26 protein-coding genes and 1 tRNA gene are annotated in these 23,556 nt (G+C 64.3%); 10 read left to right on the forward strand and 17 right to left on the reverse strand.

The window, feature by feature from the left end:
* Window positions 1-17 precede the first annotated feature (17 nt).
* The 4 genes from F3H96_RS09425 to F3H96_RS09445 form a co-directional block, all read right to left on the reverse strand.
* On the reverse strand, window positions 18-1,598 hold the full coding sequence (locus tag F3H96_RS09425) for a M81 family metallopeptidase (RefSeq protein WP_244619946.1): 1,581 nt from the start codon (window positions 1,596-1,598) through the stop codon (window positions 18-20).
* Window positions 1,599-1,680: 82 nt separating this feature from the next.
* Window positions 1,681-2,505, reverse strand: a complete 825-nt coding sequence (locus F3H96_RS09430; RefSeq protein ID WP_149791921.1) for a carbohydrate ABC transporter permease — start codon at window positions 2,503-2,505, stop codon at window positions 1,681-1,683.
* An 11-nt stretch (window positions 2,506-2,516) separates the two neighbouring features.
* Entirely contained in the window at window positions 2,517-3,386 is an 870-nt protein-coding gene (locus F3H96_RS09435) for a sugar ABC transporter permease (RefSeq protein ID WP_149791673.1), read from the reverse strand.
* A 424-nt stretch (window positions 3,387-3,810) separates the two neighbouring features.
* Window positions 3,811-5,043 (reverse strand): sugar ABC transporter substrate-binding protein, encoded by a 1,233-nt coding sequence (locus F3H96_RS09445; RefSeq protein ID WP_149791674.1) that lies wholly within the window; start codon window positions 5,041-5,043, stop codon window positions 3,811-3,813.
* A 173-nt stretch (window positions 5,044-5,216) separates the two neighbouring features.
* On the opposite strand from F3H96_RS09445, the gene F3H96_RS09450 reads away from it, so the two are divergent.
* The 3 genes from F3H96_RS09450 to F3H96_RS09460 are packed head-to-tail and all read left to right on the forward strand — an operon-like array spanning window position 5,217 to window position 7,949.
* A complete protein-coding gene (locus F3H96_RS09450) occupies window positions 5,217-5,987 on the forward strand; it encodes an SDR family oxidoreductase (protein WP_149791675.1) in 771 nt (256 codons plus the stop codon).
* Between the two features lie 2 nt (window positions 5,988-5,989).
* Window positions 5,990-7,057: a sn-glycerol-3-phosphate ABC transporter ATP-binding protein UgpC gene (ugpC, locus tag F3H96_RS09455; protein WP_149791676.1), complete on the forward strand. Its 1,068-nt coding sequence runs from the start codon at window positions 5,990-5,992 to the stop codon at window positions 7,055-7,057.
* A gap of 10 nt (window positions 7,058-7,067) precedes the next feature.
* Entirely contained in the window at window positions 7,068-7,949 is an 882-nt protein-coding gene (locus F3H96_RS09460) for a MurR/RpiR family transcriptional regulator (protein ID WP_149791677.1), read from the forward strand.
* 223 nt (window positions 7,950-8,172) lie between these two features.
* Here F3H96_RS09460 and F3H96_RS09465 read toward each other — a convergent pair whose 3' ends face one another.
* Window positions 8,173-8,496 carry a DUF167 family protein gene (locus F3H96_RS09465; RefSeq protein ID WP_149791678.1) on the reverse strand — a complete coding sequence of 108 codons (324 nt, stop codon included), beginning with the start codon at window positions 8,494-8,496 and terminating at the stop codon, window positions 8,173-8,175.
* Window positions 8,496-8,795, reverse strand: a complete 300-nt coding sequence (locus F3H96_RS09470; RefSeq protein WP_149791679.1) for a YggT family protein — start codon at window positions 8,793-8,795, stop codon at window positions 8,496-8,498. The genes F3H96_RS09465 and F3H96_RS09470 overlap by 1 nt, the downstream gene beginning before the upstream one ends.
* 141 nt (window positions 8,796-8,936) lie before the next feature.
* Here F3H96_RS09470 and F3H96_RS09475 point away from each other — a divergent pair.
* Window positions 8,937-9,012, forward strand: a tRNA-Ala gene (locus tag F3H96_RS09475).
* A 181-nt stretch (window positions 9,013-9,193) separates the two neighbouring features.
* On the forward strand, window positions 9,194-9,637 hold the full coding sequence (locus F3H96_RS09480; RefSeq protein WP_149791680.1) for a hypothetical protein: 444 nt from the start codon (window positions 9,194-9,196) through the stop codon (window positions 9,635-9,637).
* A 204-nt stretch (window positions 9,638-9,841) separates the two neighbouring features.
* Here F3H96_RS09480 and F3H96_RS09485 read toward each other — a convergent pair whose 3' ends face one another.
* Window positions 9,842-10,177: a hypothetical protein gene (locus tag F3H96_RS09485; protein ID WP_149791681.1), complete on the reverse strand. Its 336-nt coding sequence runs from the start codon at window positions 10,175-10,177 to the stop codon at window positions 9,842-9,844.
* A 205-nt stretch (window positions 10,178-10,382) separates the two neighbouring features.
* On the reverse strand, window positions 10,383-13,418 hold the full coding sequence (locus F3H96_RS09490; protein ID WP_188131338.1) for an AsmA family protein: 3,036 nt from the start codon (window positions 13,416-13,418) through the stop codon (window positions 10,383-10,385).
* Between the two features lie 297 nt (window positions 13,419-13,715).
* Between F3H96_RS09490 and F3H96_RS09495 the strand changes: the two genes are divergently transcribed.
* A complete protein-coding gene (locus F3H96_RS09495) occupies window positions 13,716-13,901 on the forward strand; it encodes a hypothetical protein (protein WP_149791683.1) in 186 nt (61 codons plus the stop codon).
* A gap of 29 nt (window positions 13,902-13,930) precedes the next feature.
* Here the strand turns inward: F3H96_RS09495 and F3H96_RS09500 are convergent, their stop codons facing one another.
* From F3H96_RS09500 to exbB, 5 genes are all read right to left on the reverse strand, one after another.
* Window positions 13,931-14,419: a hypothetical protein gene (locus F3H96_RS09500; RefSeq protein WP_149791684.1), complete on the reverse strand. Its 489-nt coding sequence runs from the start codon at window positions 14,417-14,419 to the stop codon at window positions 13,931-13,933.
* A 111-nt stretch (window positions 14,420-14,530) separates the two neighbouring features.
* The gene (locus F3H96_RS09505) at window positions 14,531-15,925 is read right to left on the reverse strand and encodes a multicopper oxidase family protein (protein WP_149791685.1); all 1,395 of its coding nucleotides are present in this window, start codon (window positions 15,923-15,925) and stop codon (window positions 14,531-14,533) included.
* A gap of 221 nt (window positions 15,926-16,146) precedes the next feature.
* Window positions 16,147-17,133 carry an energy transducer TonB gene (locus F3H96_RS09510; RefSeq protein WP_149791686.1) on the reverse strand — a complete coding sequence of 329 codons (987 nt, stop codon included), beginning with the start codon at window positions 17,131-17,133 and terminating at the stop codon, window positions 16,147-16,149.
* On the reverse strand, window positions 17,130-17,603 hold the full coding sequence (gene exbD, locus F3H96_RS09515; protein WP_149791687.1) for a TonB system transport protein ExbD: 474 nt from the start codon (window positions 17,601-17,603) through the stop codon (window positions 17,130-17,132). Before exbD ends, F3H96_RS09510 begins: the two co-directional genes overlap by 4 nt.
* Window positions 17,604-17,608: 5 nt before the next feature.
* Window positions 17,609-18,544, reverse strand: a complete 936-nt coding sequence (exbB, locus tag F3H96_RS09520; protein ID WP_149791688.1) for a tonB-system energizer ExbB — start codon at window positions 18,542-18,544, stop codon at window positions 17,609-17,611.
* Between the two features lie 299 nt (window positions 18,545-18,843).
* Here exbB and F3H96_RS09525 point away from each other — a divergent pair, with 299 nt between their 5' ends.
* Complete coding sequence (locus F3H96_RS09525) at window positions 18,844-19,518, forward strand: isochorismatase family cysteine hydrolase (RefSeq protein ID WP_149791689.1); 675 nt, start codon at window positions 18,844-18,846, stop codon at window positions 19,516-19,518.
* Here F3H96_RS09525 and F3H96_RS09530 read toward each other — a convergent pair.
* On the reverse strand, window positions 19,481-19,672 hold the full coding sequence (locus tag F3H96_RS09530) for a hypothetical protein (RefSeq protein WP_149791690.1): 192 nt from the start codon (window positions 19,670-19,672) through the stop codon (window positions 19,481-19,483). The genes F3H96_RS09525 and F3H96_RS09530 overlap by 38 nt on opposite strands.
* Before the next feature lie 274 nt (window positions 19,673-19,946).
* Between F3H96_RS09530 and F3H96_RS31020 the strand changes: the two genes are divergently transcribed.
* Together F3H96_RS31020 and F3H96_RS09540 are read left to right on the forward strand one after the other, a co-directional pair.
* Complete coding sequence (locus tag F3H96_RS31020) at window positions 19,947-20,273, forward strand: antibiotic biosynthesis monooxygenase (RefSeq protein WP_149791691.1); 327 nt, start codon at window positions 19,947-19,949, stop codon at window positions 20,271-20,273.
* Window positions 20,270-21,193, forward strand: coding sequence for a sigma-70 family RNA polymerase sigma factor (locus F3H96_RS09540; protein ID WP_244619947.1), 924 nt, complete (start codon window positions 20,270-20,272; stop codon window positions 21,191-21,193). Before F3H96_RS31020 ends, F3H96_RS09540 begins: the two co-directional genes overlap by 4 nt.
* 47 nt (window positions 21,194-21,240) lie before the next feature.
* Here F3H96_RS09540 and F3H96_RS09545 read toward each other — a convergent pair whose 3' ends face one another.
* From F3H96_RS09545 to F3H96_RS30445, 3 genes are all read right to left on the reverse strand, one after another.
* On the reverse strand, window positions 21,241-22,179 hold the full coding sequence (locus F3H96_RS09545; protein WP_149791693.1) for an LLM class flavin-dependent oxidoreductase: 939 nt from the start codon (window positions 22,177-22,179) through the stop codon (window positions 21,241-21,243).
* 146 nt (window positions 22,180-22,325) lie between these two features.
* On the reverse strand, window positions 22,326-22,475 hold the full coding sequence (locus F3H96_RS09550; RefSeq protein ID WP_149791694.1) for a hypothetical protein: 150 nt from the start codon (window positions 22,473-22,475) through the stop codon (window positions 22,326-22,328).
* Window positions 22,476-22,530: 55 nt separating this feature from the next.
* Complete coding sequence (locus tag F3H96_RS30445) at window positions 22,531-22,674, reverse strand: hypothetical protein (RefSeq protein ID WP_188131340.1); 144 nt, start codon at window positions 22,672-22,674, stop codon at window positions 22,531-22,533.
* Between the two features lie 94 nt (window positions 22,675-22,768).
* On the opposite strand from F3H96_RS30445, the gene F3H96_RS09555 reads away from it, so the two are divergent.
* Window positions 22,769-23,536, forward strand: coding sequence for an SDR family oxidoreductase (locus F3H96_RS09555; RefSeq protein ID WP_149791695.1), 768 nt, complete (start codon window positions 22,769-22,771; stop codon window positions 23,534-23,536).
* Window positions 23,537-23,556 lie beyond the last annotated feature (20 nt).

Below are 23,556 nucleotides of genomic sequence, written 5' to 3' on the forward strand. Positions count from 1 at the left end.
CGCCGGCCTGTCCGTGATCACGATTGACGATCTTCGGTGGACTCCTGGCCGCCAGAACCAGCAAGGCGATCCTTCGCGCCCCTCTCTGCCCTGCCGGGCATCTCCCCCACAAGGGGGGAGATTGGCAGCTTCCACGGATCCTTCACCCTCGGCCAGATCGGCCGCTTCAGTTTCTTGTAATCCGTCTTCGCCGGATTGCTCGGATACGAACTCGGCGCCGCCACATAGATGATTTCGGCGGCGATCGGTTCGAAGCCGGCGTAGAAATGGTTGGTCGACTTGATTAAGAGGATGTCCTTCGACAGCGGATCGATGCCGATGTTGGAGAAGATATCCGGCTCGAAGGTCTGGGTGCGGTTGGTGTTCAAGATGACGTCGACTTCCGTGCCCTCGATGCGCACCACCGCCGCCGGTCCCAGCGTCACCCGGCTCGGCCCGAAACTCTGCCAGCCTTCGCTGACCGCCTTCAGCACCGTGACACGCGCGTCGATCGGCTCGCCGGCCTGCGGGCCGGCCTTGCCGCCGAAGCGCAGGTCGATGACGGCGCCCTCGCCGGCCGCATGGCAGAAGGTCACGGCGATCGGATCCCAGATCGTCGCCACGCCGACACTCTTGGCGCCGCGCGCCAGCAACTCGCGCAGCACGATGGTGCCGTCGCCCGGCACGCCGCCGCCCGGATTGTCCCAGATGTCGGCAATCACCGCCGGCTTGTCCTTGCGCGTCGAGCGCACGGCAAGCGCCTGGTCGATGCCGGCCGAGGCGGAGAGCATCGTCATCGCCGTCTTTTCGCGCAAGGCGTAGAGTTCGTGTCCCAGCGTTTCGGCGAGCTTGTCGCCTTTGGCCTTGTCGTTGTCGGTGACGACCAGGATGCGCGTGCCCATCTCGGGCACGTCGGCGGCCATGAAGCCGTGGATGACGGAGACCGACAGCACGCCGTCCTTGCCATGCAGCGCCTTGATCTTGTCGACGAAGGAACGCATCGGCTCGCGGCTGGTCGGCAGCACCTGGATCATGCGGCAGTCGAAGGTCGAGATCACAGGCTTGATCTCGCCGCGCGCCGCCGCGAGGCCGAGCTCGACGACGTGTTCGCCGCGCTCGTAGAAATCGGTGTGCGGGAATTCGAGGAAATAGGCCATGACATCGCAAGCCGCCACGCGCTTCGGCGTCAGGTGGCTGTGCGGATCGAATTCCGAGGCGATGACGACCTTCGGGCCGACGATCGCGCGCACACGCTGCAGCAGGTCGCCCTCGCAGTCGTCATAGCCTTGCGCCACCATTGCGCCGTGCAGGCCGAGGATGACGGCATCGACCGGCAAGGCGGCCCTGAGCTGGTCGAGGATCTCGTCGCGCAGCGCCTCGTAGGTCTGCCGCTGCACCAACCCGCCGGGCTCCGCCCAGGTGGCGGTGCCTTCGATGACGGTCAGGTTCTCGACCGCCGCGCGCTTGCGCAGCGCCACGATGGGCGAGGAGCAGAGCGTCGGCGTCTCCGGATGTTTGCCAGGACCCGCATAGAAGGCCATCTCGAACGAGGCCCGGTCGGTCGGCACCGGCGAGAAGGTGTTGGTTTCCGTCGCCAGCGAGGCGGTGAAGATGCGCATGAACGCTCCGTGGTGGACTTTTTGTTTTCTGCAATTCCGGCCGGAAAACCGCTACGCACTCTTCTCGGAATTGCTGGGATTGCTATTTGACGGCCCCGAGCGCAAGGCCCCTGACCAGGTAGCGCTGCAGCCATGTGAACAGGATCGCCACCGGCAGCGTCGCCAGCAACGTGGCCGCCATGACGTGGTGCCATTCGATCGTATAGCGGCCGGCGACCAGCGAGAAGACCTGGATCGGCAGAGTATAGCTTTCCTGGCTGCGCAGCATTGTCAGCGCCACGACGAATTCGTTCCAGGCGTTGATGAAGGTGAAGATCGCGGTCACGGCGATCGCCGGCAGGCAGAGCGGCAGGAACACCTTGCGCAGCGTCAGCCAGCGGCCGGCGCCTTCCATCCATGCCGCCTCCTCGAGGTCGCGCGGGATGGTGTCGAAATAGCTCTGCAGCATCCACACCGTGAAGGCGACGTTGAAGGCCATGTAGATGAAGCCGAGCGCGGTGGTCGATTCGACCAGCCCCCAGGCGGCCATCAGCCTGAATAGGCCGAGCACCAGCACGATCGGCGAGATCATCTGCGAGATCAAAAGGAACTGGCGGAAGGCGCCATAGCCGGCGAAGCGGAAGCGCGACATGGCATAGGCCGCCGGCACCGAGATCAGTATGGCGCCAACTGTGGCCAGCGCCGAGACATAGAGCGAGTTGAGCAGCGCCTGGCCGAACCCGGTCGCCACCCACATGTCGGCGAAATTCGACCAGCGGAACTCGCTCGGCCACCAGGTGGGGGTCAGCACCTCCGTCCGCGGCTTGACGGCGGTGAGGAACATAACCGCGAAGGGGAAGATCGTGACGGCGATCAGTGGGGCCAGCAGCAGCCAGGCGATGATGGTGCGTTTGAGCTTGCCCGTCATAAGCGTGCTGGTCATGTGCGCTGCTCCCGCATGGCGAGGCGGACATAGATCATGGTGAAGACGAGCAGGATGGCGAACATCACCAGCGACACCGCCGACGCCTCGCCGAGTTTGCCGATGCGGAAGGCAAGCTTGTAGAGATGGGTCACCAGGATGTCGGTGGAGTTCGCAGGTCCGCCTTGCGTCATCACCCAGATGATCGGGAAGGAGTTGAAGACGTAGATGGTGTTGAGCACGATCGCGATGTTGATGAAGGGTCTCAGCAGCGGAAAGGTGATCTCGCGGAACTGCTGGAAGAGGGTTGCGCCTTCAAGCGCCGCCGCCTCGTAAAGATCGTCGGGGATCGAGGACAGGCCACCGAGGAAGATCGTGGTGGTGAACGGCACCGTCACCAGGATGCCGATCAGCACCTGCATCGGGAAAGCGGTCTCGGCGCTCGCCAGCCACTGGATGTTCTGGCTGATGATGCCGAGCTTCATCAGCGCCGAATTCAGCATGCCGCTCTCGCCGTTGAGCGCCCAGCGCCAGACCACGGCGGTCATGGTCAGCGACACCGCCCAGGGCAGCATGATGATGACGCGTGCGAGGCCGCGGCCGTAGAAATCCGTGTTGAGGATCATCGCCACCGGGATCGACAGCAATAGCGCGCCACCGACCACCAGCACGGTCCACAGCCCGGTGCGCCAGAGCGCGGCCATGAAATCCGGATCGGCGGCAAGCGCCCAGAAATTGGCCAGGCCGCTGAAGTCGCGCAGCTGGCCAAAACGGTTCACGTCATGCGTCGAAATCTGGGCAAGGTCCCAGACCGGCCAGAAGATCACCACCGCCGCCAGGAAAAGGCTGGGCAGGGTCAGCAGATAGGGCAGGGTCCGGCTTTGCATCGGCTGGTTTGTACCGCGTTAGGTAGCATTGCTGTGCTGGTTTGCCAGCTTGAATAATCCTCGCCTGTTCGTCCCAGGCGTTCAGTCCAAATTCTTTTCCCGGCGTCAGCGCTGCCCCTCATTGCCCTGCCGGGCATTTCTCCCCGTATAGTGACGGGGAGAAAGGGCTGGCGGCACGCCGGCGCACGTTCTGCTCCGTTGGCGATTGGCGAAATCACCGGCGAGATCTCCCCGTCACTATACGGGGAGAGGATGCCGGCAGGCAGGTGAGGGGCAGCGCTGACGCCGGCGATTTGACCTTTGTCGGAGCGATGCCTGGGGTCTCACCTTCCGCATTGCGGCGGGGTCGCTACATGCTTCTTTTGAAAGATGTGGCGCGCCCCGACGGGGTGGAGCGCGCCACGGGGCGCAGGGAGATACGCCCTTATTTCTTCTTCAGCACGGCGTCGGCCTTGGCCGCCGCGTCCTTCAGGGCCGCCTCCGGCTCGGCGCTTCCGAGATAGATCTTCTGCATGGCATCGGACGTGATCTGGGCGATCTCTTCCCAGCCCGGGATGACCGGCGCGAAACGGGCATCGGGCAAGAGCGCGGTGAAGGCGGCAAGGTCGGCATTGTTGACGTAATAGTCCATCTTGGCCTCTTCCTTGTTCACCGGCAGGAACCCTTCGCCTTGCGTGAACTTGGCGCGCTGTTCCTTGGTGAACAGGAAGTCGAGCAGTTTCCAGGCCTCATCCTTGTTCTTGGAGTTCTTGAACATGATGATGGAGTCGGTCACGCCATAGGTGCCGCGCGCGCCGGTCGGGCCGGCCGGGATCGCGGCGACGCCGTATTTCAGGTTCGGCGCTTCTTCCTTGATCTGGTTGGACAGGAAGGGCGCGGTGATCATCATGCCGACCTTGCCCTGCTTGAACAGGTTCTGCACGTCCTCGCGGCTGTTGGAGGTGGCGCCCGGTTCGGTCAGGCCCTCGTCGATCATCGACTTATAGAGCTTGGCGGCTTCGAGCGCGCCGGGCGTGCTCAAACCGGAGGTGCCGTCCTTGTTGAGGATCTCGGTGCCGAAGGACCACATCGCGTAGTAGTAATAGACGTCGGTCTCGATCTCCTTGCCCTGCAAGCCGTAGCCGAAGGCGCCGACCGCCTTGATCTTGCGGGCGTCTTCCTGCAGCTCGGTCCAGGTCGCCGGCGGCTTGGCGATGCCGGCCTTCTCGAACAGCTCCTTGTTGTAATACATGGCGCGCGCCGAGGCGGCGATCGGCAGGCCATAGGTGTGGCCGTCCATGATCGAAGGCTGCAGGAAGGTGTCGATGAAGCGGTCCTTGAACTCGGGCGTGATGTAGCTGTCGAGCGGCTCGGCGACATCCTGCTGCACGAAGTCGATCAGCCAGCGCGTGCCGATGATCGACAGGTCCGCATTGGTACCGGCGGTGATGTCGGTGGTGAGTTTCTGCAAGAGCACATCCCACGGCACGACTTCATACTTGATGGTGATGCCGGGATTGGCCGCTTCGAACTCCTTCTTCACCGCTTCGAAATAAGGGCCGGTCTTGGCGCTGTATTCGGCGACAGTGACACGCACCTCGCCCGCATCGGCCGGTGCCGCCAGCGCCAGCATGCTCATTCCGGCCAACAGGCCGACAGTCCATTTCGCAAGGCTCATCTGATCTCTCCCATTGATGCGCATTCGCGCCTGGCCCTTATGGGCACAGGATTTATGTGACTTTCCTACATTATCCATCATTTGACCCTGCGCAAGCGATTAATTATGTTGCTTATTTACATTTCATTGAGTAGCCTCGACTCCCTGTCTGGCTTGCGGAGGGAGCGCGCATCGTGGTTTCGAAGGCCGATTTCGAGGGCAGGACCGTTGTCGTCACCGGCGCCGGGGGAGGCCTCGGCTCGGCGATCGTGGCGCTCCTGGCCGAGCGCGGCGCGCGCATCGTCGGCTGCGACCAATCGGGGGAAGCGCTGGCCAGTCCACAGATCGCCTCGCGCCACGTCTTCGACCTGCTCGACCGGACCTCGATCGAAGCGGCGATCCAAGCGCTGCTCGGCAGGGACGGCGTTCCCGACATCCTGATCAACAATGCCGGCTGGACGCGCGCCGAAACGTTGAAGGCGCTGACGGCCGACAGAATAAAGCAGGAGCTCGACCTCAACCTGACCGGCGTGATGACTTTCGCCGATCCGCTGATCAAAGCGATGGCCGCGCGCGGCTCGGGCAGCGTCGTCTTCATCTCCTCGGTCAACGCCATCGCGCATTTCGGCAATCCCGCCTATGCCGCCGCCAAGGCCGGCATCAACGCCTATGCAAAATCGATCGCGGTCGAGCTTGGCCGCAGCGGGTTGCGCGCCAATGTCGTCTGCCCAGGCTCGATCCGCACTGCCGCCTGGGACCATCGCCTGGCCAAGGATCCCGAAATTCTCGGCCGGCTGCAACGGCTCTACCCGCTCGGCCGCATCGTCGATGCTTCGGAAGTGGCGGAGGCCGTGGCTTTCCTTGCCTCCGACCGCGCTTCCGGCATAACTGGCGCGGTGGTGCCGGTGGACGCCGGACTGACAGCCGGCTACCTGCCTTTCATCGACGATATTCTGGGAGCGTGACCATGACCGACGTCCAGTTCCGCAACCTTTCGAAATCCTTCGGCCAGCATAAGATCCTCGAGGATATCAATCTCGACATCGAAAGCGGCGAGTTCGTCGTGCTGGTCGGGCCGTCCGGCTGCGGCAAGTCGACCCTGCTGCGCATGCTGGCCGGGCTGGAAGCGATCACCTCCGGCGACCTCGTCATCGGCGGCACGCGCGCCAACGACCTGCCGCCGCAGAAGCGCAACATCGCCATGGTGTTCCAGTCCTACGCACTGTTTCCGCATTTGAAGGCGGCCGACAATATCGGCTTCGGTCCGAAGATCCGCGGCGAGAACCGCGCCGCGATCGACGACAAGGTGAAGAAGGCCTCCGGCGTGCTCAACCTCTTCTCCTATCTCGATCGCTATCCGCGGCAATTGTCGGGCGGCCAGCGCCAGCGCGTCGCCATGGGCCGCGCCATCGTGCGCGAGCCTTCGGTGTTCCTGTTCGACGAGCCGCTCTCCAATCTCGACGCGCAGCTGCGCGTGCAGATGCGCGTCGAGATCAAGGCGCTGCACCAGCGGCTCAAATCGACCATCGTCTACGTCACCCATGACCAGATCGAGGCCATGACCATGGCCGACCGCATCGTGGTGATGGACCGCGGCCGCATCCAGCAAGTCGGGCAGCCGCTGGAGCTCTATGACCGGCCGGCCAACAAGTTCGTCGCCAGCTTCATCGGCTCGCCGTCGATGAGCTTCGTTTCCGGCGCGTTGAGGACCGCCGAAAGCAAATCCTGGTTCGAGACCACCGGCGGCGGTCGCCTGGCTCTGTCCGGCAAAACCGCTTCCGGCAGCGAGACGGTCGAGGCGGGCATCAGGCCCGAACATTTCGTTGCCGGCGCCAGCGACGACGCCATCGACATCAAGGTCGACGTCGTCGAGCCGACCGGCTCGGAAACGCATGTCTACGGCTCGGTCGGCGACGACACGGTGCGCGCCGTGTTCCGCGACCGGCTGCAGGTGAAGCCCGGCGACCGCCTGCCGGTCACCGTCGACCCACGCAACATCCACCTCTTCGACAAGGCGACGGGCCTGCCGCTGTGAAGGCTAGACGATGAAGACCCCCGCCGACATCATCACGCGCCTGCAACTGATGTCGCAGGACGGCACCAAGTCGGACCGGCGGCTGGCCGGGCTCGTGCTGTCCGATCTCGATTTCGCCTCCAAGGCGGCGATCTCCGAGATCGCCGCGCGCGTTGGGGTCAGCGAGCCAACCGTCACCCGCTTTTGCCGCAACCTCGGCTGCGAAGGCCTGCGCGATTTCAAGTTTTATCTGGCGCAGGCGATCGCCATCGGCGGTCAGTATCTGTCGCCGGAGCCGCTCAGCCGCGACGCGCGCGAGCAGCGCGTCGCCTCCGCCATCACCGAGGCCGCGATCGCCGCCATCCAGCGCGCCAGCGAGAACCTGGACATGACGACGCTGATGGAGGTCGCCGCCCGCATTGCCGCTTCCGGCAACATATTATGCATCGGCTCCGGCGGCATCTCCTCGATGATGGCGACGGAGATGCAGAACCGGCTGTTCCGGCTCGGCCTCTCGGCGCTGGCCCAGATCGACGGTCAGTTGCAGCGCATGTATGCCGCGGTGGCGACGCCGGAAACGACGCTGGTCGCCTTCTCGGTGTCGGGCTATGCTCGTTCGGTGATCGAGGCAGTCGAAGTCGCGCAACAATATGGGGCGGCGACGGTTGCTATCACCGCGCCGGATTCGGCCCTTGCCAAGGTCGCCGACACGGTCATCCTGCTGCAGTCCGTCGAGGACGGCAACATCTACAAACCGACCTCGTCACGCTACGCCCTGCTCGCCATCCTCGACATGATCGCCACCACGGTGGCGGAATCGCGCGGGCCGAAAGTGCTGGAGAATTTGCGTCGCATCAAGCAGAGCGTGAACACGCTGAAGGTGGACGATCCGAGGCTGCCGCTGGGCGATTGAGCGGTTGCAGCGGCTTGCGCCGTCGAAGTTGGCGATCCTTCGCGCCCGCCTCTGGCCTGCCGGCCATCTCCCCCACAAGGGCCCACAAGGGGGAGATTGGCCGCTTCCGCGCCCCGCTCTTCCCGCGACGTTGGATGTTGGCGAAAGCCGGCGTGACAGCTGATCTCCCCCCAAGTGGGGAGATGTCCGGCAGGACAGAGGGGGGCGCTGTCCCGCCTGCGTGTCAGATCCTCGATTGCTTGGAAAGAGTCTCGACGATCTTGGCCAACTCAACCCCATCCCCCAATATCCGCAGCGTCTTCAGCCGCGACGTGCCGCCGGCAACCACAGAAACGGCCGACGCCGGCACGCCCAGCGCCTTGGCCATCAGCCGTTCCAACGCCGCATTGGCGGCGCCGTTCTCCGGCACGGCGCGCACGCGCGCCTTGAGATGACTGCGCCCGTCGGCGGTGACCTCGACGCCATCGATGCGATCGAGTGCCGCTTTCGGCGTCAGCCGCACGTAAAGGTCGATGCCGTTCTCGCGCAGCCGAAACGACGGGCTCATCAAGCGCCGGTTACGACCCAGGACCAAACCGTGGTGACGATGAACTGCCGGATGAAGAAGATGACCAGCAGGAGGATGATCGGCGAAATGTCGATGCCGCCGAGATCGGGCATGAAGCGGCGGATCGGGCGCAGTGGCGGCTCGGTCAGCCGATAGAGCATGTTGCCGACGGTGCCGACGAACTGGTTGCGCGAGTTGACGACGTTAAAGGCGTAGAGCCACGAAAAGATCGCCGAGGCGATGATGATCCACCAGTAGATATCAAGCGCCATGACGATGGTCTGAATGAGGGCGATCATGCCGGTCTCCGAATTGTCGCCGACATGTAGCCATTGCGCGCCGAACCGGCAAGGCCCGCCAGCCACGGCGCATCGCGTCAGGCCAACCGTTTCGCCTTGACATCAAACCGCCGCGACCGATACAAGCCCATCCGCTGGAACGGGGCTGTAGCTCAGCTGGGAGAGCGCATCGTTCGCAATGATGAGGTCAGGGGTTCGATCCCCCTCAGCTCCACCAGCCGGCACACCGACGCGCATTTTCCCCCAAACCAACCCTTGTGGTGACGTCTCCTCGCGACCGGATTCAGGCCCTGTGCTTGGAACCAATGATGGGTCGAGACTGTTCAATTATACTTTGATCCGAAGCTGACGTTGCCCGGCCGGGTGGGTAAGCGGCGATCCTTGAGGAGTTCCCGATCATGATGATTTCGTCCAGGTTCCGTTCAGTCGCGCTCGCCGCCATCGCCGCCGCGGGCGTGAGCATTGCCAGCGCCGCGCATGCCGACAGCGGCACGATCCGTTTCTCCGTCTACAAGGCGGCCTTCTTCATTGGCGGCTCCGGCGGCGAGGGCACACTGACCTTCCATGGTCGCCACTATCCGATCTCCGTCGGTGGCATTTCGGGCGGCCTCGCCTTCGGGGCTTCCAAGACCTATTTCCAGGGCACCGTGCGCCACATTCGCCGCGTCAGCGATGTGACGGGAGTCTACGGCGCGGCCGGCGGCGGCGGCACGCTCGGCAAGGGTGCCCAGGTGATCGTCATGACCAACGACAAGGGCGCCCAGCTCCAGCTCAGCGGCAGGCAGGTCGGCCTGCAGGTCAACGCCGATCTCAGCGGCATGAGCATCGCGCTGAAGAAGTAGGGGCCGCGGCTCCTTCCGTAACCCTGGATCGGCCGGATCAGGCGCTGACCGGGCGCGCAATGGCAGCGACAAGATCGCGCCGGGGCGGGCCACAGTTTGTTCGACCTCTCCGTCGACCCCGCCAGACCAATGGCGGGATGCGTCCGCTCTGAATGAGCAGGCGGGCTCGCAAGCATGCAGCTCGGCAACGAAGCGCAGCTCGCCTCAATCGTCCCAATTATCCCAATTGTCTTCGTCCGCCGGTGGGTAGTCGGGAACGACCCGGATAATCGGCCGTGGGCGCTGATAGCGCCAGTAATACTCGTCCGGGGGTTGCGGTTCATAGGTGCGGTAAGCGGGGCGGTAGTAGTGGTGGCGCTTCCAGTATTTGTGCTTCTTGTGCGGCCGCACACAATAGCCGTCCTCGGTCAAATAAGCGCATGTGACATGCGCCTCCTGCACCAGGCCATTTCTGGCCGGCGCGCCAATCATCGGCGCTGCCTCGACCGCTGGCATCGCTGCCAGCATGGCCCCGGCAAGGGCAAGAACGGATAATTTCATCGGCCTCTCCAACGTTTCCAGATTAAGGCCGGAAGAACGTCCTGATTGGGGGCGATTTGCGGCGGCCGAGATCACTTTGATTTTCGGCCGCACATATGAGCGTTAGATGATGTATCGCGCCGGCACGCCCAAAGCCGTCAGGCCGAGGTCACGAGAGCGACCGCTGTCTTCACGCCCTCCCCGCGAACCGAGCGCATCCCTAGCTCTAATTCGCCAGGTGATCGAGAAGCGTGTCTATTTCCCCTTTCTTCGGCATTTCGGGTGAATCAGGGGCAGCGTGCGGGTCGACCGGGGCGGGTTCGGCCGCCGGCGCGGCGGCCTCGGCTTCGGTCTCGCCACTGGCGTCCGAACTTGTTGGTGGCGGTGCCGCGTTTTCCGTATTGCCGCTGTCGGGCGCCACGGCTGCTTTCGGAGGGGCGGGCGGGGCTTTGGGCCGGGGCGCGGCGTTGCCCAGAAGATCGCCGATCAGATCCGCCGCTCCCTTGCCGGAGCCGTCGCCGTTCGAGCCCATTTGGCCCGGGATCAGCTTGTCGAGATTCAGTTTTCCGGTTGGCAGCCCAAGGCGGCTCAACATGTCCAGCGCGCCTTGCGGGTCTTTGGCCAATGCGCTCAGGTCCGGATAGGCCCGAGGCGCAAACAGCGGGCCTTGAACCACGATCGGCACCCCGATGCCCTTCACCGCGATGTCGCCTCCCTGTCCGGCAAGCGAGGCAACGACACGGGGGTTGAGACGGATGTCGAGTGTTTGGTCGGCGAAGTCTATCTTGCCCGAGCCGTCCATTCGCACCAGCGGGCCCAGCAGGCTGATGTCCGTCGTCTGGGCGACGCCGTTCTCGATTGCAAATGAGGCGCCGAGTTCGGTGAACGTCGTCTTCTTGGTCTGATCTTGCTTGAAGCCGCTAGAAAGCAGCCCGACCAAGTTGTTGTAGACCGCCGCTATGTCGATGCCGCGGAAGGCGCCGTCGCTGAATTTTGCCGCCGCCTTGCCGCCGAGGGAACGGGCAAGCGATTTCGTGGTCCTTCCCGAGCCTGAAACCGCGACCGTCGCATTGAGCGTTCCTTCGATGCGGTCGAAATCCGCCGCATCATGAAGCAAGGGAGCGGCGGCCGCGCCGGCGATCGCAGTGTTCAATTCCAGGGAAGCGGCGTCGCGGGAGCCGTCGGCTGTCATTTCCGCGGCAATCGTGCCGCCGTAGAAGGGGCTTTGCGGCACGCTCAGGTGAGCCTTCCCATCCGCCACCGTCAGGGCGGTCGCCACGGGCCCGGCCAAGACCTTTCCATAGCCGAGCTTGTCGGCCTGGATATCCACCTTGGCATCAATTCCCTTGAGGAAGGAGAGATCGATCAGCGCGTCGGTGGCGCCGTTCGCCTTCTGCTTTCCGCCCGCCGCGGCCTCGCCGCCGCCGGCGAACGCCGCGAAGTCAAGTTTCGCGAATTCGAGCGACGTCCGGATGTTGAGCGGCTCCCCAAGTTTGATCGAGCCCTGGCCCGACGCCTTGACGCCGTTCAGGGCAACAGCGGCTTTTTGAAAGGAAAGCTGCCCTGGCCCGGCGTCCACGTCACCTTTGAAGGCAAAATCCCGCAGACCGCGGGAAGTGCTCTGCCCCAGCCATTGCATGAGCTTGTCGACCGAGGCCGACGTGACCGAAGCCTGACCTTTGAACGTGCCGCCAACCCCGGCAGTGCCGCTTATGCTGCCCTCAAGGTATTTGGAGGAAACCGAAAGGCTGATCGGCCCGGAGGCATCGGCAATGGAACCACTGGCCAGAAAAGTTGCAGGCGCGACTTGGGACTTGAACGTCACGGCCTGTCCCCGCCAGGCGAGCTTGCCCGTCAAATCGACCGGCTTGCCGACATCGTGGACCTTCGCGTCGAGATTGAGCCCGGTGATGTCGTCGGCCGTTCGGGCATCGGCAAGTGCTGCAAGCGGAAGCTTGCCTTGCCTGATCCCGACCGTTCCCTGCAGATTGACGCTGCTGCGTATACGTTCCGCGGTGAGTCCACGAAAAGCGAACCCCATATCGGCGGTCAGCTTGCCGGACAACGGCACGGATTGTCCGGCCAGTTTCGCTATCGAGCCGATGTCCAGCCCCGAACTCGCAATATTGCCCCGTATGGTCGGCGGCGTTTCACCGACATTCGTCGAGGCTTTCGCGGTGACGCTTCCCGCGTCGAGCCCGAAGTGCCCCAGCTTTGCCTCGAGATGGCCATCACGCAGTGTTGCGGCGAGCTGGACATCGGAAGCCCGTATCTTGCCGCCGACCAGTTCATCGATGGCAACGCTGATGTCTGCGTCGAAAGCAGAGAGCATCGCGAGGTCGGACTCTCCTGAGCCGGCTGGAGCCTTGCCCGCGCTGGAACCGCCCTTTCCAATATCGCTCAAGGCGTCGATATCGACGCGCTTCGCCGCCAGGTCGGCGAAGAAGCGATGCCGCGCCCCGGGCTGAAAGAGCGCATCCATCTGGAAGCTCTGGTCGCCGATATCGAACTTTCCGCTCCTGATCTGATAACCGCCGTTCCCGTTGAGCTGGATTTCTCCACTCGCATGCAATGAAGAGAATTTGGCAACGGGCGCCGGGTCTAGCCGCGCCTCGATGGCGATCTGGGCCGGCTGCCGTTTCAGGATAGGCCTCAAGGCGGAAAGGCTCCCGCTCATTTCAAGGCGACGGCCGCCGCTGGTGCCGGCCAATGAAAACGAGACCTCCCGGTCGAGGTCCGGAACCCTCAGATCGGCGTCGATTGCCGTCACCGTGGCGTTGTCGGTCGACGCGCCCGAGATAAGGGTGCCATTCGTTATCGTCACTTGGTTGATCGCCAGCCGCTCGAGCGTATCGACAATCGGCGCGAACGGATCGGCCTGAACATCCTTCGGTTCGGCAGGTGACGACGCGTTTGCCGAAGCCTTGAGCGCGATTGTCGGATCCGCCAGCGCGACGGACTGTATCTCAAGCTTTTTCGACCATAGCGACGACAGCGTTATCGAAGTCGAGAACCGCGGGGCGGATATCGCGATGTCGCCCGTGCCGGTCGAGAGCGAGATATCGCCCGCGACCACCGCCAGCTTGGGCAGCAGCGATAGTCTGACAGGTCCGTCCAGCCGAATTGTCATTCCGGTTGCGGATGACAGTTGCCGGCTCAACTCGGCACGAACCCAGTCGATTGAAACAAGAGCGGGCAGAAGGAAGAGCAGCCCGACGACAAGAACAACAGCTACGGTGAGTGCAGCGACGATTTTTCTCACATCGACCAGCCAAAATGATCGCAAGAATCAGTATCGCTAAACATACATGCTTCTGGCGCCCGACTGAATCCTGCCGCACCACGGGCTCCGCGCCGGGCGAATTTCGAACTGCTCCACGGAGCTTGTCGGCCCTTTCGCCGGCGCCATCGCGATCAAGGCCATTTGCACGCAAGTGTTTCCAGACCAAAGGGTTTGGAAACGATTAGCCGTTTTCCGAGCCATTCCCGTGAAACAGACCAGGCGCATTTTCCGGCATCCGCCGCCGACATATCAGCCATTTCAATGGAGGAAGTGCCAATGTCAGTGCTCGGAATCCTGCTCCATTTCAGCCGCGCGGTCATCCAGGCCCACAACAATGCCAAGGTGAGGAACCTGATGGATGCGGCGCCGCACGAAACCCGCAAAGGCTTGGGTCGGCAAGCTTCCACTGGCGCTCCTGAAAAAGAGTCCGGCGCTCGATCCCCTCACACCGGCGGACGCTGACGCGGCTCGGCCTGGCCCGCCGACTCCACTCATCTGGAGACCGCCGGCGCTTTGTAAAGGCGTTGGCGCGCATAGGCCACGCAGGCGTCCACCGTGCTGGCGCAGAGCGCGTTGCGGCTGTTGGGCAGGTTGTTGTCGCCGGCATAGGCAACCTCGGCGACGTGGCCGTTGAGCATGCGAATCTGCGTGTTGCAATAGCCGCCGGGCGCGACATTGACGGACCCGCCGACGGCGGGAACCGCACCCACGGCCAAGGTCGGCACCACGATGTTGAGATTGCCACGCTGCACGGTGCGCTGCCAGATCTGGCCGGATGATCCCACGTCCGCCGTCGCGGTCGGAAAGCCCGCGCACATGCGAATGTCGGCCTCGCTGAGACCGACCATCTCCTTGCGGGCGGCGGCCGTGGTGACGTCCTCTTTCGCGACCCGAGACGTATCATCGGGAATAACGCAGGATGACAGGATGGGGATGCCTGACGCAGCAAGGGCAAGTTTTCGAATGCGCGAAGATGTCATGCCGTCGGTCGGAGTTGCGTGTCGCCCCGCCCGCCCAGTTGGCTAGGTAGGCAGTCGGACAGCCGGGTCAACCCGCAAAGGCCTCACGAAAATGTTTGTCGCGAGGCTCCCTCACACTACCCGCAAGTAGCTCGTCATGCCCGTCTTCTGGTGCTCGATGATGTGGCAATGCAGCAGCCAGTCGCCGGGATTGTCGGCGACGAAGCCCAGCTGGACCTTTTCATTGGGCTGGATGAGATAGGTGTCGGAGACGAGCGTCTGCACCTGCCGCGTCGAGGACGACAGGACCTTGAAACTCATGCCGTGTAGATGGATCGGGTGCGAGTGCGGGGTGAGGTTTTCCATGTCGATGACATAGCTCTGGCCGAGCTTCAGTTCGGCCAGAGGCGCCGTCGGGTCCCGCGTGTCGCCTGGCCACGGCACCTTGTTGATCGCCCAGAAACTGTAGCCGAGGGAACCGCAAATACCGTCGCTTGGCACGTTTTCGGCGGTCGCGCTCAGCGCCAGCGGGATGCGCCTGGCGCCGGCTACATCCAGCTCCGCCACCGGATTGGCTTCGAGCGGGCCGAGATCGCGAAGATCGCGCTCGAGCGATCCGCCGACCGAACGCAGCGTCGCCAGGATTTTCGGCTTGGTGCCGCGGACGTCGCGCAGGCTGACGACCGCGCCTTCCTCGTCGGGCATGCGGATGGCAAGCTCCAGCCGCTGGCCGGGTCCGAGCTGCAGGGCATCCGGCACAAAGCGTTGCGGCACCGGATTGCCGTCGAGCGCGATGACCGCCGCCTCGGCGCCCTCGACGCGGAAGGCGTAGATGCGGGTGACGTCGGTGATGGCGGCCCGCAGCCGCACCAGTCCACCGGCCGGCGCGTCGAATTGCGGCTGATCGAGCCAGTTGGCGGTGCGCACCGTTCCATAGGTGCCGGTCTTTGCCGCGTCGCGGGGCCGGAACTGCTCGATGAACTGGCCGTCGTCGCCCAGGCGCCAATCGCGCAAGTTGATCACCACCTCGGCATCGAATTTCGGGTCGTTCGGGTTCTCCACCACGATCACGCCGGTCAGCCCATGGCCCATCTGCTCAAGCGTGTTGCAGTGCGGATGATACCAGAACGTGCCTGCGTCCGGCGGGGTGAAGGCGTAGTCGAAATGGTCGCGCTGATAGACATAGGGCTGCACCAGGAACGGCACGCCGTCCATCTTGTTGGGAACGCGGATGCCGTGCCAGTGGATGGTCGTCGGGTCGTCGATGCCGTTGACCAGCCGCGCGGCGAATAGCTCGCCCTTCCTCATCCTGACGACCGGCGGCATGCCGGCCTCGCCATAGGTCAGCACATTCCTCGTCGGCGCGCCGTCCATCAGCTGCGCCTCGATGCTTGCGGTCTTGAGGACCAGCGGCTCGGGTTTCGCCACCGCCCGGCCGGCAAACCTGCCCATGGCCGAGAGGCCGATACCGGCTGCGCCGGCTGCCGTGGCGCCCTGCAGAAGTTTGCGGCGTGTGAGGACCGTCATTGTAATTCCGCAATAGATGAGTGATTGCGTCAGGGTTTACCATCATCGCGGCAGTCCCGATACGGGCACTTCGCCGCCCCGCAAGCGCAAATCAAATCCCAGGCCGAACGTGGCAGGCGGAAACGGCGAGCCGCTCTATCTCCTTGTTTTGACGCAATTCCGGACGGGCGGCTACGGCGAAGTCGCCGAGTCCAACCGCCCACACTTTTCCTGGGACTGCCCTAATCCCGCAGGCTGAACACGAATGGAGCGGTGCGGGTGACACGCGCGCCGAGCTCGGCCGGCGGCGCCGGCACGGAAGCACCCTGCAATGCCGCGAGCGCCGCGCGGTCGAGATCGCCATCGCCCGAGGATCGCGCCAGCCGGGCCGTGACCACCCTGCCGGAGGTGTCGACGGTGAAGGTCACGCTCGGCGTGCCCTCGGCCCGCCTGGAGCTCGCCGCGCTCGGATAGCGCGTGTGCCGCCTGATCCACGCCGCCAGGCTGGAGTTCCAGCGCGACGGCCCGACGCTCGATCGCGGCGCCGCGTCGGACGACTGCGGCGCTGCCGCCTCTGCCGCCGCCTTGGCGTCGATGCTGGCGGTTGTCGTCACCCTGGCGGGTGGGGCCTTTTCCTTCTTGACCCGTTCTTTCGGCTTTTCGACCGGTTTCTTCTCGGCCTTCTTCTTGGGCTCGACCGGCTTCTGCGCCTTTACCTGCGCTTCCACGGGTTTCGGCTCGGGCAGCGGAATGACGACGTCGGGCGCGATCGCCTCGACAGGGTCGGGCACGACCTCGTCCAGCGGTGGCTGATCGCTCAGCGCCGCAACGGCCTGCTTTGCCGGAGCGGCCCGCTCCGTTTCTTGGATGCTGTCGATATCGAGGGGCTGTTCGGCGACGGGCTCTGCCGGTTCCGCCACCGGCGCCGGATCGGTCACCGGTTTCATGTCGACGGGCTTTTCCGTCTCCTCGGCCGCATCGGGCGGCGCCGGCGTCACCATGTCCAGCGGGGCCGCCGTCTCCGGAACGGCTGGCGCCAGCGGCGCCATCTCGACCGCCAGCGCCGGCGGCGGTCCCCCATCCGGCGTGTCGGCGAAGCTCAAATTCTGCACGGCGTAGGCAACAGCCACATGCGCGGCCAGGACGATTGCGGCGGCGCTCGTCCACAGCCCGGCTTCACGCGGGCCGAAGCGCGGCTGGGAAATCCGCGAATGGGCGGCGACCGTCATGGCGCCGCGCCTCCGCCCGGCGCGGAGCTCGAGGCGGGGTCGCCTGCGCCGGACGCCGTCTCCAGGCCCACCAGCGCGACCTTCAGATAGCCGGCGCCACGCAGCAGGTTCATGACTTCCATCAAGTCGCCATAGCCGACGTTTCTGTCGGCGCGCAGGAAGATACGCGTCTGCTTGTCGCCCTTGGTCCTGGAGTCGAGCACCGTGGCGAAGGCCGGACGCGGTGCGCCGTCATTGCCGATCGCCAGCGTGAGATCACTCTTCAGCGTCAGGAAGAGCGGCGTTTCGGGGCGCGGCGCCGGCGTCGCCGTTGAACCCGGCAGGTCGACATTGACGTCGACGGTGGCGAGGGGGGCGGCGACCATGAAGATGATCAACAGCACCAGGATGACGTCGATGAACGGCGTGACGTTAATGTCGTGGCTTTCCTCGAGATCGTCGCCGGAAGTTTCGCGAAGCCGCGCCGCCATCGCCGTTACTCCGCCGCCATGGCCGTTGCCGGCGGCACCGTGCGGAAATCGAGGTCGCGGCTGACCAGCCGCTCGACGCCGGCGGAGGCATCGGCGAGGATCTGCCTGTAGCCGGCTATCGAGCGCGCGAAGACGTTGTAGATGACCACCGCCGGAATGGCCGCGACCAGGCCCATTGCGGTGGCGAGCAACGCCTCGGCGATGCCGGGCGCCACCACCGCGAGCTTGGTGGTCTGCGCCTGCGAGATGCCGATGAAGGCGTTCATGATGCCCCAGACGGTGCCGAACAGTCCGACGAAGGGCGCCGTAGAGCCGATGGTGGCGAGCAGGCCGGTGCCGCGCGACATGCGCCGCGCCGCCGCCGCCTCGATGCGCGAAAGCCTGGAGGCGACGCGTTCCTTAAGGCCGTCGCCGGAAGCATGGTCGAGCGCGCCGGCCGAAAGCGCGCGCTCTTCTTCCGCCGCCCGCACCAGAAGCGCGCCCGGACCGCCGCTGTGGCCCAGTTCCCGCCCAGCCTGCATCAGCGTCGCGGCGTTGCCGATCGCATCGGCGGCGCGACGGGCCCCCAGCTTGCCGCCGAAGACCTCCAGCGACTTGGCGAGCCAGATGGTCCAGGTGACCAGAGAAGCGAGGGCCAGCCCGACCATGACCGCCTTCACGACGATGTCGGCATTCATGAACATGCCCCAGGGCGACAGGTCATGCGGCAGCGTCAGCGAGATCGGGGGTTCTTCGCCGATGGGCCCGTTCGCAGCCGCCTGGATGCCTGGCTTCGCCGGTGTGGGGGCGGGCGCCTTTGTCTGGGGTGTCTGGGGCAATGGAGCGGCAGGCGTCTGCGTCGCCGGTTGTTCCTGCGCCACGGCGATAGCGGCCGGAAGGATTAAGCCGGCCGACAGAATGAGAGATGCGGCCAGCGCCGCGAAAAGACCGTTTCGGGACAAGGCTCGTCCTCGCTTGTTCATTGCACGTATCCGATCGTGAGCGGATGCTTCGGCGCGGCGTCGACATGAAAGGCTGTCCCGGCTCCGGCCAACATCCACCCCAAAGCGGCGGCCACCATTCATGGCAAGTGCCGAGCGGTGTCGATTGACTATGAAACATGACTTAACGAGTCAACTATAAAGGTGACTGCCGGGATCAACAATTTACATGGCGCTCCCGACCTGAACGCGCGGCGAGATCTGGACGGCAAGGCGGTTGCTGGGCACGATGGGCGCACAGCAACCAAAGCAAGCGGCCCATGATCAAGGCGATACCCTTCGACTTTCCCTATGACGGCAGGCTGGAGCCGCAACACACGGCGCTGCTGGTGATCGACCTGCAGGAGGATTTCCTGTCGCCGAACGGCTACTTCGCCAGGAAGGGCTATGATCCATCGCCACTGAGAGCCATCCTGCCGGCGGTGAACCGGCTGATCGCCGCCGCCCGCGCCGCCGGCCTGACCATTGTCCACACCAGGCAGGGCTATCGCGCCGACATGGCGGATATGACGCCTTACGAGAAATGGCGGCGCCAGCGGGCAGGGCTCGACGGCACCGATATCCTGCTGCGGTCCAGCGCGGGCTTCCAGATCGTTTCCGATATCGAGGTCAAACCGCAAGACATCGTCGTCGACAAGACCTGCAACGGCGCCTTCACCTATACGGATCTGGAGCTGGTGCTGCGGGCACGAGGCATCACACATCTCCTGTTCAGCGGATGCACGACCGATGTGTGCGTGCACACCACATTGCGCGAGGCCTGCGACCGCAACTTCCAGTGCCTGACGATCGCGGACGCCTGCGCCAGCGGCGACCAATATGCGCATGAAGCGGCACTGCATATGGTGACGGTCGAGGACGGCGTCTTCGGCGCGCTGGCGGACTCGGAAGCTGTCATCACCGCGCTATCACGACTCGCGGGCGGTGCGCGTTGACGGCTTCGGGACCGCCCGGGTCGCCGACCTGCGGCCAGCCGATATCCTTGCGAATATCCATCGGCAGCAGATAAAGTGTCCGTGCCGCACGATGGCGGGCATGGGTAGCTGCATATTCGGTCGCGATGCGACCGATCGACGACAGGATCGACATTTTGCTTCTCCCTTGGTTGACGCCGGCATCGCAAGCCCCGGCACCCATCAAGACGAACGGCAGCCGCCTTTCGGAACGGTGAGGCGAATTTTTTCCGCGACGGTGCGTTCGCCGATCAACCCGGTGCCGCGAAAGGCGGCTCCGGGTCATCGTCGTCGATCGCGAAAACTTTTTGCCTGCGCCGTTCCGTTGCCGGCGTCGGATTCGTCTTGAGGGTCGTGACGAGTGCGGATGCCGCGACGGCCTCCGCCGAAAGGACAAACGGAGCCAAGCCATGTCGACCACGGTAACCTTGATCAACGTCTTCACCGCCAAGCCCGGCAAGCAGCAGGCAATGGCCAGGACTCTCGCCGAAGGCACCAGGACCTTCTTCAGCAAGCAGCCGGGCTCGATTTCGTCATCGGTGGTTGTCGGCGGCGACGGCAGCAAGGTCGCCAACATCTCGCAATGGCGTTCGGTCGACGACATCGCGGCCTTCCGCAACGATCCTCGCTTCGCCGATTACATGAAGACGATCATCGCGCTGGGAGCGGGCGAGACAATGATGGGCCACACCACCTATTCCCACACGGGCGGCATCGAGAGGCAGGAGGAAGTGTGACCGGTTCGCAGGATCATTCCGTTGCGTCGACCGAGAGCAGGCTTCGCGCCTTCGAGCGCGAAGCCGCCGGTTCGAGAGCCAAGCTGCACCGCTACTGCTCGCGGATGGTTGGATCGGTCATCGATGGCGAAGACATCGTCCAGGAGGCTTTGGCCAAAGGCTTCGTGGCGATCAGGAATGGCGATATGCCCGACAAGACCGAACCCTGGCTGTTTCGCATCGCGCATAACGCGGCACTCGATTTCCTGCGCAAGCGGGCTCGTTCGCGCGGGCGCGAAAGCGAGGTCGAGCTCGACACGATTGCCGACGAGAACTCGGCGCTGGATGCGCGGATTGCCGCCGAGGCAAGCCTGGCCGAGCTGATGCAATTGCCGCCCGCGCAACGATGCACGGTCGTGCTGAAGGACGTGCTCGGCCACAGCCTGGAGGAGATTGGCGAAATTCTCGAAACCTCCGACGTAGCGATCAAGGGCGCGCTGCAGCGGGGTCGCGAGAGCCTGCGCAAGCTTGCGGCGTCACCCCGGGCGGCTTCACCCCGTCCGACCCTCAACCAGCAGGACATGCGCCGCCTCGGCGACTATGTCGCCGCCTTCAACGCCAGGGACTTTGATGCCTTGCGGGGGCTCCTGGCGCACGACGTCAAGCTGGAGCTGGTCAACCGCCTGCGCGCCGACGGCAAGGAATTTGTCGGCAATTACTTCGGCCGCTATGCCGACGAAACGCATTGGCATTTCACGACCGGATTCGTCGAAGGCCGGCCCGCCATCCTGGTCACCAGTCCGGACCGTCCGGACGGGCCGCCGCGCTATTTCATCCTCATCCGCTGGGAGAACGGGCTGATCGCCGGCATCCGCGACTTCCTGTTCGCGGATTATGTGATGGACGGCCTGGACTACTCCGTCGCGCCGTCTTTGTTTTGATGCATGTCGTCGTCCCAGAACCGCTGCACGCTTCCGGGCGACATGCATTAACCCGCGCGATGTTGCGCGAAGGGATGCGAGGCAAACGTGCCTGGCTGCGGAACCTCCGTCTCGCGACGCGCCAGCGAATTCGCGACCAGCGTGATCGTCTCGCGCCCGATCCGGGCGATCTCACTTGGACGGTCGATGCCGCCGATCATGAACTCCTCGATGCCCAGCGTGGCATAGGGCAAAAGCGCCAAAGCGAGCCGCGCCGGGGGTCCGGCAAGCTCGACCGCCTTGTGCTCGGGAGTGCCTGTCCAGCCGTCGGCATGGATGCGCACCGGAAGCGCGAAGCGGAGCCTGCCGGCGCGGCCATGCTCGGCGGCGGCGCTGCGCACGCGCTCGATCAACCGCCGCACCTCGTCGGGTGAGCCGGCGGCGAGCTCGAAGACATCGGCATGCTTGCCGGCGACCTTCAGCGCCGTACCCGATTGGCCCCCGAGGCGGATCACAATGTCGGCGCCGTGCGGGCCCTTGCGCGGCACGAAGCCACCCCTGACGCTGTAGAAGGCGCCTTCATGATCGAAGGGCCTTTCGTTCGACCATAGCCGTTTCAACAGTACCAGATATTCGTCAATGCGCTGCCACACCACGCTGTGGCCGAAGGGCCGCGCGTCCGCATCGCTGTCTTCCAGCGGCTCGCTCAGCATGCGAAGCGACAGGCGGCCGCCACCTCTGCGATCGAGCGCCGCAAGCTGCCTTGCCGCCACCGTAGGCTCGATCACGCCGGCCCAATGCGTCAGCACCACCTCCAGCGAGCCGGTGCGGTCGAGCGTCTGCGCCGCGATGTCCATATTGGTGAGCAAGCCGGCCGGATCGTCGACCACCAGCTTCCGGAAACCGGCGTCCTCGATCAGCGACAGCTTGGTCGCGGTCTCGGCGAAATCGTAGAAGAAGCTGCCATTGGCAGATTTCCCGGGAACATGCGTGAACTCGATCGGCATTGCCATCGCCTCCATCACGTTGTGGTCGCCCCGCTCCGAACCCGAATAACAGCCATGCGTCGACGCGCGACAACGCATCGGCCAACCTTCAACTCCGATCACTCAACTCAGATTTTTTGGACGGCGGGGCCTTGGCCCCAGCTCAGTCAGGGGATGATCCCGAACACGACCGCGCCGGTGAACACAAAGGCCAGCGCAAAGACGAGGTAGGCGAAGGTGCCACCATAAGCGGGCCGCCAGCTCCGGTCGGCGGCAAACCTTTGGCCTTTGCGTTGGGCGTTCTGAATGTAGGACATGGTCGATCCTCCGTCGCGACCATTAATCTATAAAGTTAGTAGACTTTGTCGATTGCTATTTTTTGACGATTTGTGGAAATGCGTTTTCAAAATTCGGCGGATCGGGGTTTCTCATACCCGAAATCCATGTGACGCAGCCGGCATCCAAGCCGGGCATCTGGCCAAAGCGCCTGAAAATCCTGCGTTTCAGGCGTTCCACGGGCATAATATCCGATCGATCGAGCGACCTTGGCCATCTCACGCATGACGGATAGCATCGCCTGACCAATATCAGCAGCGTTGGGAGGAAAAACATGGGCGGAAGGCTGGCGGGCAAGGTCGCGATCATTTCGGGTGGCGCGACGGGCATGGGCGGGGCGGCTTCCGAGCTGTTTGCCGCCGAAGGCGCCAAGGTGGCGATCATCGACCGCAACGGCGAGGCGGCCGGTAAGACGGCAGCAGCGATCCGGGCGAGGGGCCATGTAGCCGAGCATTTCGTGGCCGACGTTTCGGACGAGGCGCAGGTCGAAGCGGCGGTGAAGGCGGCGACCGCAAAGCTCGGCCCGGTCACCGTGCTGTTCAACCACGCCGGCACCATCGTCATAAAACCTTTCCTGGAGACGACCTTGCAGGAATGGGACTGGCTGCACGCCGTCAACGTGCGCTCGATGTTTCTGATGACGCGCGCGGTGCTGCCCGGCATGATTGCCGCCGGCGGCGGCTCGATCGTCTGCACCTCGTCGATCTCGGCGGTGGCGGCGACGCCGAACGAAGTGCTCTATGACACCACCAAGGGCGCCTGCCACATGTTCGCGCGCGCCATCGCGGTGGAATTCCGCGACCGCAACATCCGCTGCAACGCCGTGTGTCCCGGCTTCATCCGCACGCCGCACGGGCTGCGCGAGGTGGCCGATCTCGGCAAGCTCGGCGTCGATGTCTCGGACGCGGCGATGGCCGCGCAGCAGGGCCGCATCGGCGAGCCGGAGGAGGTGGCCAAGGCGGCGCTGTTCCTGGCGAGCGACGAATCCAGCTTCGTCAACGGCGCGCATCTGTTTGTCGATAACGGCTTTACGGCGGCGTGAGGCGTCCCAAGCTCTAGGTT

The sequence above is a fragment of the Mesorhizobium sp. NFR06 genome (assembly GCF_900115245.1).
Classification (GTDB): domain Bacteria; phylum Pseudomonadota; class Alphaproteobacteria; order Rhizobiales; family Rhizobiaceae; genus Mesorhizobium.